The following is a 12,005-nucleotide window of genomic DNA, read 5'->3' as shown; positions in this document are numbered from 1 at the left end:
CGCACTAGTTGCGTTATTTTTTTCAAACATGATTTTTGCTCAGCAAGATCTAACGGAACTGCGCAGAAAGTTTGACGAATTTTCAGTACAAAAAAAGGGATTAAATGAAACCATTAAAATTGATGTTTCAGGACTTACTCTTCATGATTTCATTGCTTCAATAGCAGAAGAACATCAATTAAATGTCGATGTAGATACAGAATTAAATCAGCCAGTTGCCAACAACTTTTTTGACGTCACTGTAAAAGATGTTTTCCTGCATCTTGCTCAAAAATATGACATCGATGTTTCTTTTATGAGCAATATTATTGTCTTTAAAAAGAGAAAAATTGTTGCTGTAGTAGAAAAAAAACAGCCTAAAATAATAGATGTAGCCTATAATCCGCAAAATGACTTCTTGTCGGTTAAGCTCGAAAACGATACTTTGTCTGCTGTTGCAAAAGCGATAATAGATAAATCGGGAAAAAATTTACTCTTAGCGCAGGATGTAAAAAACATCAAAGTTTCTTCTTACGTGCTAAACCGCCCATTTGATCAAGTTATCGAAATGATGGCAAAATCAAATGATTTAACTGCTACAAAAGACGATAGTGGCATTTATTTTTTACAAAAAGGCACGGCTCAGAATCTGAGCGCACAAACAACTGGACCGAAGGCAAAACAGCCAAAAGCAAGCTTAGGTGTTCCTGGATATTACGAAGTAAATATTAATAAAAATGGTTTTTTACAAGTTAGCGCTTACATCGCAGATGCATCTGATTTATTAACCGAAGCGGCAGAGAAACTTCATATTAATTACTTTTTATACAATAAGCCAGAAAATGAAAAAACAACGCTTTCTGCTGATAACATAACATTTGATGACCTTTTGGCTCACATATTTAAAGGAAAAAAATATACATACAAAAAACAGGACAATTTTTATTTAATTGGTGAAGAAGCTACTGAAGGATTACGTATCACCGAAATGATTCAGCTTGAAAACAGATCTATTGAATCTGTTGTTTCTACTCTTCCAAAGGTCTTTTCAGAAAAACTGGAAATAAAAGAATTCATAGAACTAAATGGTTTAATCGTTTCTGGTTCTAGATCTATACTGGAGGAATTAAAAGTCTACATCAAACAAATTGATAAAGTTGTTCCGATGGTACAGATCGAAGTTATTATTGTGCAGTACAATAAAGCGTATGACATTCAAACTGGAATGAAAGCAGGTCTTGACAAAATCAACAAAGTTCAAACTGGCGGTGTGTTATTTCCAAACTCAGATGTCACTTTAAACGGTTCGTCTGTAAATAGTTTGATAGATGCTTTTAATGGTTTTGGACTTTTTAAACTAGGAAAAGTAACCGAATCATTTTATCTAAATTTAAAATTATTGGAGAATAACTCTGCTTTAAAAATAGAATCGACACCTAAAATTGCGACCATTAGCGGACACGAAGCAAAACTGTCTATTGGTGAAACAAGCTACTATTTTGAACAAAATAACAGGCTGATAAATAACAATATCGGAAATGATATTTTAAATTCTGGAACGTGGAAATCTACAGATGCAAATCTTAGTGTTTCTATCAAGCCTTATGTTTCTACAGACGAAAATGTTACTTTGACCATCGCGGTAGAAAAAAGTTCGTTCTTGGCAAGAGTTGGTGAAGATGCGCCTCCTGGAAAAGCAACTCAAAAATTTGAATCGCTTGTCAGAGTTAAAAACAGCGAAATGATTTTATTGGGAGGTCTTGATGAATTGAAAAAAGAAAACTCTGGAACAGGAACGCCATTGCTTTCGAGAATTCCAGTTGTAAAATGGTTCTTCAGCAGTAGGAAAAAAGGAAAAAGTGACTCGAAACTTCACATTTTTATTAAACCAACAGTTATTTACTAATAATGATCGCCACTTTATCTAAATTCATTAAAATAAACGACTTAAATGTTGTTGGCGTAATTAAAAAAGAAGGTTACGAAATTTATAATTTGCTTACTGTAAAAAAGAAAGCAAACAAGATTTCTATTGTCTCCAAACAAACCTTTGAAAACTTTGAAAGTGTAGTAAAAACTGCAGATAAAAAATTACCCGTTTTACTTCTTATTGAAGGAAAAGGAGTTTTAAACAAAGAAATTAATTTTGAAAATGAAGCCGATTTAAACTGGCAGAAAAATATCGATTTTAATACCATTTATTATACTGATCTGAAAGGGAAAAATTCCAATTTCATGAGTTTTTGCAGAAAAAACATTGTTGAAGAAAGCATTTCTCAATTTCGAAAAACTGGTTTTGAGATCATTGATGTTTACATTGGTTCGTTTCTTGGCGCATTACTGAATAGTACTTTAAAAAGAGAAGTTCTGTATTCTACCGATTTAAAACTTGAATTTGAGAATGATATTCTCTCCAGTTTTTCTAAACAAAATGAAACGCCAAATGCTGTAAATTACCAAATTGGTGAAGAAACAATATCAAATATTTTCCTTCCTCTATACGGTTCTGTGATTCATTTTTTTGTAAAGCCAAAAGAAGTTTCTAAAACGGTAAATGCTAGTTTAAACAATGAGGAATTAGTATATAAAAAAGCGTTTAATTTTCTTGGCATCGGAATGCTTGTGGCTTTTCTAATCTCGTTATTAATCAGTTATTTTTTGATTCAATATTATGGCACTAAAAACTCTGAACTCAATCTTCAGACTGTTTATTCTAATCAATCCTATCAGCTAATATTGGATTTAGAAGCTCAAAAAGAAAAGAAACTCAATCTCTTAAAAGAATCAGGAGTTTTGTCTTCTAAGTTTTTTTCTTTTTATAGCTATGAGATTATGAAAACAATTCCGAGTGCTATTTCTCTAACCGAATTAAATATTGCTCCCTTAAAAGAAGAATATAAAGAAAACAAAAAAGCTTTGTTTGAAAGCGGTTCCATAATTATTAAAGGCGAAACTTTTCAAGAATCATCATTTAATTCATGGCTAGAAAATCTAAAAAAAATGGATTGGATGCAACGTTTCGAAATCGTCAGCTTAAAAAAAGACAAAAAGAACAAATCAATTTTTGAAATAAAAATCATACTTAAAAATGTTTGAAAATTATTCCTATAAACAGAAATTTTATGCTTTGATCGGAATCTTTTTTATGCTGTCGATAACGGCATACAAAAGATCCTTTCACACCTTGTTTGATGTTGTTTCAGAATATCGAGAACTTTCAAAAAAGGCAGATGATATCAATAAAAAAGCAAAAAATACTGGAACTCTTAAAAACGATGTTGAGTATTTGAACAAAATAATTGGCAAAGAAGGCGTAACAAAAGAAATGGTCCAGCAAGAAATAATCAGTTTTGCCAGTACAAATTCTGGAGTTTCGATAAACGATTTAAAGCCCATTCATGATTATCCAGAAACAGATTATCACATTATAACCAATCAATTGGACGTCACTGGAAATGCGAATCAATTATTAGAACTGGCCTATAATTTTGAAAAAAAATTCAACTATTCTCGAATGGTGAGCCAGAACTTTTACACCACTAAAAAAAATAATAATAAATCTGAAGTTTTACATTTAAAAATGATTTTTCAAAACTATGAAAACACTAAATAAAATTCTATTAATCAGCCTTTCTCTTTTTATATTCTCTTGTGATGATATCCTTGAAGAAGATATTACCAATGATATCGTACAAGTTATTTCTCCAACAAAAGATGCTGTTGTAGAAAGTAACGTAGTTAACTTTAAATGGAATAGCTTAAAAGGTGCTGATAAGTACCGCGTTCAGGTTTACGAATACGATCAGGTTCTTATTTTAGATTCGTTAACTACAAAGACCAATTTAACTTTACCCCTAGCTGCAGGAAGTTATATCTGGCGTGTGCGAGCAGAAAATTATGCTTATCAATCGACCTATTCTTTTCCATCCAACTTTTCAACAAATATTCCAGATGATTTAACCAATCAGCAGGTTATATTATTAACTCCAGATAGTGACAAATATCTAAATTTTACCAATATCACCTTAAACTGGGAACAGCTTGATAACGCCACTTCTTATAGTGTAAGAGTAGTAAATACAGTAACTGGCCAAGAAGTTTACCCACAAACAGACTTAACAGATACTTACTTAACATTGGATCTACCAGAACTTGCTGACGGAAATTATGAATGGAGAGTAAAAGCAAAAAATGCTGAAACTGAGACAAGGCAATATGCAGCAAAAAGGTTCAATGTTGACACAACCGCTCCAAATCAGCCAAAAAATTCATTGCCTGCTGATAATGCTACTCAAACAGTAAATACTGCAGCAAGTTTTACTTGGACCATTGCTTCAGATATTGGAAACATAAAATCGCCAATATCTTATGTAGTAGAAATAGCAACGGATGTAGATTTTACTTCCAATCTTCAAACATTAAATAGTAATACAACAACACTATCCTATACTTTTGCTACTGCAGGAACGTATTTCTGGAGAGTAAGAGCTGTTGACGTTGCTGGAAACATCGGAACTAACAGTACAGGATTTAAGATTACAGTTAATTAATAATGGCAAAAAAGAAAATTAATATACTTCTAATTATTGTAGTTCTAAGCCTATGGGGAACCGTAGGTTATAGAACTATAAAACGTTATTTTACCGATAATGATGGCTTCGCAAATACCGAAATATCGAATCATAATGTATCTCTAAAAAAAATTAATAAAGATACTTTTGAATTAAAAAAAATTGGCCGTGATCCTTTTTTAAATAAACAGTATAATGAAAAACCTGCATTTGTTGCTTCAGTTTCTTATCATGCTCCAGCAAAAAAAGTGATAAAAGCAGCACCAGCTCCAAAAGTAAACTCCAATATTAGCTGGCCACAGTTACAGTATTATGGTTATATAAAATCTAATGATCAAGAATTAGTACTCTTAAAAATAGATTCTAAACTGCATAAATTGAAATTGAACAATGAAGTAAATGGCTTAGTAGTGAAGAAAAAATTTAAAGACTCTGTAGAAGTTTTTTTTAATTCACAGCGCAGAATAATACATATAAAATAAAGAAACCCGCCCTTTTTTAAAAAAGTCAGGCGGGTTTCATGAACATTGGGGGCTGTTCTATTTATTTTTGTTTATTTTTAAGGTACAATCTTAACTAATGTCCAGTTTATTCCTAGCGGATTTTTGATCACTTTGCAGATTAAAGGAAACTCTGGATTTTTGACAATCCACATTTCGGTTTCATCGATTTTCGCTTTTATGTGAAAGGCTTCTACTGCTTTTCCATCCAGAACTACAGCAGTTTCTGAATCATTTTCGATCAAATCGTAGGTCGTATTATTATAAACAAACTTTTTATTTTGAACCAAATCCTGATAAGCCGATTGTGAAATCATAAAAAAGGTTTCTGATGGTTTTAAATTCAATACTGGTGCGTATTCGCCTTGACTATAACTTAACACATTTCCGTTCTTTAGTCCTTCTTTTGTGGTTACAATACTGCTTTTTACGCCTCTAGTTTCCAATTTGAAAGTAAGTGCATCATTGGTTAAATCTGTCTTTAACGACAAAGTTCTCGTTTGTCCGTGAAGTTTACAGCTGTAATGCAGTTCGGTATTATTTTTAAGCGTCGGGATTATATTTTGTGCCTTTCCAATTTGATAAACCGAACAGATTAGAATGGATAAAAGTACTTTTTTCATCTTTTGAATATTTATTTTAACGGCGGTAAAATTGTCGTTCCCCAAGCTGAAGGTTTAGAATCCATTTCTAAAATTAATTCGCCTCCGTTGTTAATATCATCGTGCGAAATCCAAGCTTTCTGATAGGATTTTCCGTTTAAAAAAGCGGTTTTGATATATTTGTTTTTATCACTCATCTTTCTAGTCGTGATTTTAAAACTTTTACCATTTTCCAACTGCATAGTCGTTTCTGCAATCAAAGGCGAATTGATGAGATAATATGGCTGTCCAGCATTTGGATACAATCCCATCATGTGGAAAGCCAGCCACGAAGACATCGCTCCCGAATCGTCATTTCCAGGCAATCCTGCATGAGAAGTATTGAAATTATTCTTGATAATAGTCCTAATTCTATCACTGCTCAAGTACGGTTTCCCTATCCAATGATACAAGCACGGAGTTAAAAAAGACGGTTCGTTAGCCACGTTGTATAAATTAGAATCGAAAAGAATATTAAGCCTGTTCTCAAAAGCTTTTTCTCCGCCAGATTTTTTAACTAATTCTGGAACATCATGCGGAATGCTCAGTGAATATTCCCATGAATTTCCTTCGTAGAAAAATACGCACCAATGGCAGACATACCAAGGCGACTCGATAATAACTGGCGTATATTTAAAAGTAGGTTTCTGAATTTTTGATTCACCAAAAACAATATCATCCAACCAGTTTCCGTCTCTGTCTTTTGGCATAATAAATCCTTTTGCACCTCTATTTTCATAATCGGCACGCCACAAATTCTGCCAGCTGTCCGCTTGTTTCATATACTGATTGTATAAATCCATTCTGCTTAAACCTTTGGCAACTGTAGCAATATTGTAATCGTTATACGAATAATCGATCGTTCTATTTCCGGCGCGGTCTGTACCGTATGGAACATACCCTAATTTTAGATAATCGATAAGTCCGCCTCTTCCCTCTTTTTCTTCATTTCCACCCGGAGGAACTGTAGCATCTTTGAGCATCGCCTGCAATGCCAATTCGTAATCTATACCTTTTAGATTTTTTACAAAAGCATCGGCAATTACCACCTCAGCATTAGAACCTCCTTGTGTTCTTCCGTTATCGTTACCACTTCTTCCTTCAGGTAAAAAGCCTTCTCGCTTGTAAATATTCAGCATCGCATTGATGATTTCGACTTTACGTTTAGAATCGATCAGCGTGATTAACGGACTTGAAGTTCTGAAAGTATCCCAAATGGTATAAAAATCATCATAATACGGTTCGTCATTTGTCCAAAGCGGATTCTCGCCTGTTCTATTCACTGGCATAATCATCGTATGATACAAACCTGTGTAGAACATTTTTTTATATTCTATTGAAGTATCTTCTGAAAGTTGGATTCTGCTTAATAAATTCTCCCATTTATTTTCTAGAGAAGCTAAAACAGCATTAAAATCCCAATTTGGAATTTCAACTTCGATATTATTTTTTGCTTTTAATTCGCTTAAAAATGAAATTCCAATTTTGACATTTACTTCTTCTTTTCCTGAATTTCCAAAAGATAAAAGTGCTGCCGTTTTTTTACCCGAATCAAACTGCGCTTTTTCGTTATAAAATTTACCGTCTTTAAAAGTCACATATTTGGCAATGGGCTGATCGAAAACGGCCCAAAAATAAACGGCATAAGCACGTCCGTTGTTCCAGCCTCCGCGAATTCTGCTGTAACCGCGAACTTCTGTATCTGAAACAATCTCGATTTGAGAACCCACAAACATCTGCGCTTCGCGTCCATCGGGTTCGTCTTGCTCTCCCAGAAAAAATCCAGGATCTATTTTTAATTCTTTCGATTTGTTTTTAGGATAAGTAAATCTGTAAAAAGAAACTTTTTCTCCAGTCGTAATTTCTGTTTTGATATTATTCTCCTTAAAAACAGTTTCATAATACCCCAACTTTACGTTTTCTTCAGTTCGGTAAGAGGTTTGATCCAATTTATCCAAAGCTCCAGAAAATGGCATAATAGAGATATTGCCATATTTAGGTCCGCCTCCCGTTCCGCTTACGTGAACTTGACTGAAACCTGTTACTTCTTTCGGCATTGAAAGCCAGCCACTATTAGGATGAACTGTACAATCGGGACTTGGTTTTACCATTCCGTACGGGCAAGATGGCCCAACAAAAACCCTCCCTACACCTTCAGAACCAATCATTGGATCAACGTATTGGTGAACGGTTTTCTGTGCACTTATGCTTAGCGTGAACAAAAATGATATTCCGAAAAGTATATTTTTACTATATATCTTCATTGCTTAATAATTTCTTTAAAAGTTTTTTTAGCCACTCCCGATAGCTATCGGGATTCACAGATTACAAAGATTATTTTTTAAACACATAGAGACATAGATTTTTTTAGACTTAGCTGAAGGGTATCAAAAAGAAACTCGTTTCTTAACACATAGCTATGTGTTTTATTAGTAAGTGAAACGCCTTTTTTAGCTATCCAAAAAGCTATGTTTCTATGTGTTTAAAAATTAAAAACTCTATTATTAATACTTTTGAGTTTCAATTATTTTAAAATTGAAAGTATTTTATGAAACACTTCATTGTTTTCATAAACTCCTTGAAAATCTTGTGAATGCGGGCCATAAGCAAATATTGGAACCATGGTTGCTGTATGATCGTTAGTTATAAAATCGCCTTCAATTTCATGCTTTTTTACATTTCCTTGTGGAATTGCAAATCCTGAGGTTTCGTGATCGGCTGTAACAATAACTAAAGTTCCTTCGTTTTGATCTGCAAACATTAAAGCCTGTGCAATCGCTGTATCAAAATCTATTGTTTCAGCAACAATTCCCGCGGCATTGTTAACGTGTCCGAAACTGTCAATCTGCGCACCTTCAACCATCAGAAAAAATGGCTTTTTCTTCTTGCCTAAAAATTCCAAACTGTATTTTGTCGCATCTGCTAATAATTCTCCTCTTCCTTCTAAAACTGATGGAACTCTGCCTTGTGAAATAAAAACACCAACAGCCTCACTGTTTTCTGATTGCATGTCCTTAACTGAATTCAATATTTTAAATTTAGAATTTACACCAGTATTTTTAAATTCAGACGCTCCTCCTGCCACAAATAGGTTTAGTTTGCTTTTTAATAAATCTTCTGAAATTCCTTTAGAATCAGATCTTTCTTCTCTGTGCGCAAAAAAAGCAGCTGGCGTTGCGCCCGTAATTTCGTCTGTAGAAATGACACCAGTTGAGAAATTTCTTTTTTGTAAAATTTCTGAAATATTTGAAATTGGTTTTCTCAAACTATCAGTTCCAATAGCTCGGTTATTGGTTTTCTGTCCTGTTGCTAAAGCAGTTCCAGCCGCTGCAGAATCGGTTGTAAAATCATCTGCTGATTGTGTTTTTATAAAACCAATGCTTTTTAATTGTGTTAAAGACAAAGCTCCGTTATTGGCTAAAACTGCCGAAGAGATTTGAGATAATCCATTTCCGTCTCCAATTAAAAGAATAACATTTTTTACAGGCAGATTTTTTTGATCAGTTTTATAGGTCGGAATATAAACTTTTGACGAATTTGTAGCGGTTACAAATCTTTTAGGGAAAGATTCCAGATAATGAACACAATTATAAGGCTTGTCTGTATTAATAATATCAACTCCTAAATTTAAAAAAGCTTTCCAGGCACTTTTTGTATCTGGACAGCCCCAAAATCGGAATGGTTTATTTAATGTTTTTGCTTTTGCAATAACAGCACTTACGCGATTATAATCATCATGTGTCAATCTCCCCAGTCCGTTCCAAACTGAATATTTTTTAAAGTCAACGCTTATCATCGCTACTTTTTCCCAGTTCTCTTTCGAAATGGTTTTGTCTATTTCTTGAAAATCGAAGAAAATAAAGCTCGGATATTTTATATATGTTGAAGCTTCTGGCCTATTTCCCGAAATAATAATTTTTACATCTTTATTATTGGTAATCGCTTCATATTTTTTTAGAATCGAAATAAGTTTATTAAGCGTTGGCTCCGCTTCAGTCTTTAGGTCTATTAATAAAAATAATTGGTTTCCTTTTTTGTAATTCATTTTTAAAGCCGTTTCTAAAGGCTTTAAATACAATTCTTCTAAAGTTCTAGAAGCGGTAATGCTTTCTTTATCATGAGCAACATAGAGATTATTGTCTTTCAAAAAAATATCGGCTTCAATAGATGTTGCTCCATTCGAATAGGCATCCCAAAACGGAATCGTATTATTGTAATCATTATGCGAATGCACTTTGACTGGATTTTGTGCGTTCGCTCCTAAAAAGGAGAAGAACAAAAGGCTAAATATAAATGATAATTTCATTTTAGAATTAATTACTGAATTTTAGAAAAAACGTAGGTTTTGAGGGGCAAAAAAGGTGTGGTATAAAGCCGTAATTCTAGACTTCATAATTCGAAAAATATAAAAAGCTTTTTGGGGAATAAACTTTTCAAATGCATAATAAAACAGGGCTTTTTTATCAGCCCTGTTTAAAACAACTAACACAAAAAAGACTGCTATTTTTAGGTACAGTATAAATAAACTGCAGTCTTTAATTCAATATAAAAAAACAAAACTTAAACTAGTATCCTTCGTTCTGAACTAGATATCCTGGCGTATTTGAAGCTCCATCAATTGCTTTTTGAGGAATCGGGAACAATCTTTTCTTTACATCAGTATCTGTTTTTTCTGTCCATTTATCTTCAAAATGGCTGAAACGAATCTGAGTATTTCTTCTCAAACCTTCCCAGTAAAATTCAAAACCATATTCTCTATACAAAATATCTAAATTGATTGCAGGAAGTGCAGCAGGAATTGGAGCACGAGCCGTTCTTGACGTTCTAACTGTATTCATATCTGCTAATGCACCTGCGTTATCTCCTTTTCTAAGTTTAGCTTCAGCACGCATCATCAAGATTTCAGCATATCTCAGCAAAACCATATCTACACTACTAAAGTTATTTCCGTCTGGAGATGTGTGGCTAAATTGGTATTTAGATACTCTATAACCAGAATAGTGCATACTTCCTTCTTTTGTAAAATCAACTTTAAGCGTCAGGTTTACATAACCCACATTTTTATCTGGTCCGTTTCCTTTAATTTGTTTAACCGGGTAGATTCTGTAACCCGTATCACATTTGTAAAACGCGCCGTTAGCATCTTTTCTAGCAGCCCACGGAATACCTCTCATAATTCCTCTGTCGATTTCAAAGTCTTCTGCTTTTACACAGTAGTAATGGTTCTCATCATTTAAAGGACTGAATCCTGTAAGATCTTTTAAGTTAGCAGGCACTTTTGCATTGTTTTTATAAAATCTGGCATCAGCATCTGCAGGATCTACAGATCCGTAAGCATCAACCCAAGTTTGATAAAAATCAGATGTAATAGCTGGTCCGTCAGTTCCGTCAGCATCAATTTTTTCAGGTCTTGGAAACATTGAGCCAGGAATTGACCAATATGCCCAACGGTTATGCTCTTCTTTGATAACGCCTCGCTGGTCTAATGCAAAAATGACTTCTTTATTTGTATTGTTATTATCATCAAATAAATCAAAATATTCTGGAGATAAACTGAATTTACCTGAGTTCACAATATTATCGGTGTATTTGATTACTTTATCCATATCTGCTGGAGCAAATGATGGCGTACCATAAGGATCACGATAAACTGCTGCATTCAAATACAATCTAGAAAGAAGTCCCCAAACTGCAGCTTGCGTCATTCTTCCAGGCCCTTTGTCTTTGTTGATTACATCAGCAACAGACAATAATTCACTTTCAATATAATTAACAGCATCTGCCCCGCGAATAATTTCAGAGTTTATTGTAGATGATTCTTTTTTAAATACAACTCCCCAGTTATCTAAGGTCATTATACTTAAATAAGCTCTTAAGGCTTTCATTTCATAAAGAGCTCCTTGTGCTTCTACATTTCCAGCTTCGGCAAGAGGAGTAAGTACTTCAATTGCTGATAATGTTCTAGAAAGGTTTATGGTAATTTCATTCCAAGTACTTGTTACCAAATCATTTGTAGGGGTCGTTGTATGTGCATGAACTGCTAAATATTTACCTCCATCATACCAGTCAGTACCACCTCTGTAAGGCAAAATACCTTCGTCACTAGCAATTAACTGTAAACCAAAATTGTTCGTATGTATCCAAGTTGATTTTAATTGACCATAAGCTGGAGCAATTGCTCCATTTACTGCCTCTGCTTGTCCGATTCCATTTAAGGATTCATCCAATATTTTTTCTTCTAAGTCGGTACAGCTCCAAGTAAATAATAAACTGAATGCCAGTGCTCCTACTATTATTTTATTTTTCATGTTTTA

At 33.7% G+C, this 12,005-nt stretch carries 9 protein-coding genes; 5 read left to right on the top strand and 4 right to left on the bottom strand.

All coding sequences use genetic code 11. The features are described 5' to 3' along the window. Window positions 1-28: 28 nt before the first annotated feature. Genes AC3E9W_RS08595 through AC3E9W_RS08575 form a run of 5 tightly spaced genes read left to right on the top strand, consistent with a single transcriptional unit; the run spans window position 29 to window position 5,032 of the window. Window positions 29-1,885 (top strand): type II secretion system protein GspD, encoded by a 1,857-nt coding sequence (locus tag AC3E9W_RS08595; protein WP_488768055.1) that lies wholly within the window; start codon window positions 29-31, stop codon window positions 1,883-1,885. Between the two features lie 2 nt (window positions 1,886-1,887). After that, window positions 1,888-3,075, top strand: a complete 1,188-nt coding sequence (locus AC3E9W_RS08590; protein WP_488768054.1) for a hypothetical protein — start codon at window positions 1,888-1,890, stop codon at window positions 3,073-3,075. Beyond that, a complete protein-coding gene (locus AC3E9W_RS08585) occupies window positions 3,068-3,592 on the top strand; it encodes a hypothetical protein (RefSeq protein ID WP_488768053.1) in 525 nt (174 codons plus the stop codon). The genes AC3E9W_RS08590 and AC3E9W_RS08585 overlap by 8 nt, the downstream gene beginning before the upstream one ends. After that, window positions 3,576-4,529 carry a hypothetical protein gene (locus AC3E9W_RS08580; RefSeq protein WP_488768052.1) on the top strand — a complete coding sequence of 318 codons (954 nt, stop codon included), beginning with the start codon at window positions 3,576-3,578 and terminating at the stop codon, window positions 4,527-4,529. Before AC3E9W_RS08585 ends, AC3E9W_RS08580 begins: the two co-directional genes overlap by 17 nt. 2 nt (window positions 4,530-4,531) lie before the next feature. Continuing rightward, on the top strand, window positions 4,532-5,032 hold the full coding sequence (locus AC3E9W_RS08575; protein WP_488768051.1) for a hypothetical protein: 501 nt from the start codon (window positions 4,532-4,534) through the stop codon (window positions 5,030-5,032). 77 nt (window positions 5,033-5,109) lie between these two features. Here the strand turns inward: AC3E9W_RS08575 and AC3E9W_RS08570 are convergent, their stop codons facing one another. The 4 genes from AC3E9W_RS08570 to AC3E9W_RS08555 all read right to left on the bottom strand — a co-directional run bounded on the left by AC3E9W_RS08570 (window position 5,110) and on the right by AC3E9W_RS08555 (window position 11,999). After that, window positions 5,110-5,673 carry a hypothetical protein gene (locus AC3E9W_RS08570; protein ID WP_488768050.1) on the bottom strand — a complete coding sequence of 188 codons (564 nt, stop codon included), beginning with the start codon at window positions 5,671-5,673 and terminating at the stop codon, window positions 5,110-5,112. 11 nt (window positions 5,674-5,684) lie between these two features. Further along, window positions 5,685-7,955, bottom strand: a complete 2,271-nt coding sequence (locus tag AC3E9W_RS08565) for a GH92 family glycosyl hydrolase (protein ID WP_488768049.1) — start codon at window positions 7,953-7,955, stop codon at window positions 5,685-5,687. A gap of 260 nt (window positions 7,956-8,215) precedes the next feature. Further along, complete coding sequence (locus AC3E9W_RS08560; RefSeq protein ID WP_488768048.1) at window positions 8,216-9,997, bottom strand: alkaline phosphatase; 1,782 nt, start codon at window positions 9,995-9,997, stop codon at window positions 8,216-8,218. A 259-nt stretch (window positions 9,998-10,256) separates the two neighbouring features. Next, window positions 10,257-11,999, bottom strand: a complete 1,743-nt coding sequence (locus tag AC3E9W_RS08555) for a RagB/SusD family nutrient uptake outer membrane protein (RefSeq protein WP_488768047.1) — start codon at window positions 11,997-11,999, stop codon at window positions 10,257-10,259. Window positions 12,000-12,005: the final 6 nt, after the last annotated feature.

This window comes from Flavobacterium sp. 38 (assembly GCF_057799715.1).
The sequence above is the reverse complement of the archived record's forward strand: the minus strand, read 5'-3'. Positions and strand labels throughout refer to the sequence as shown.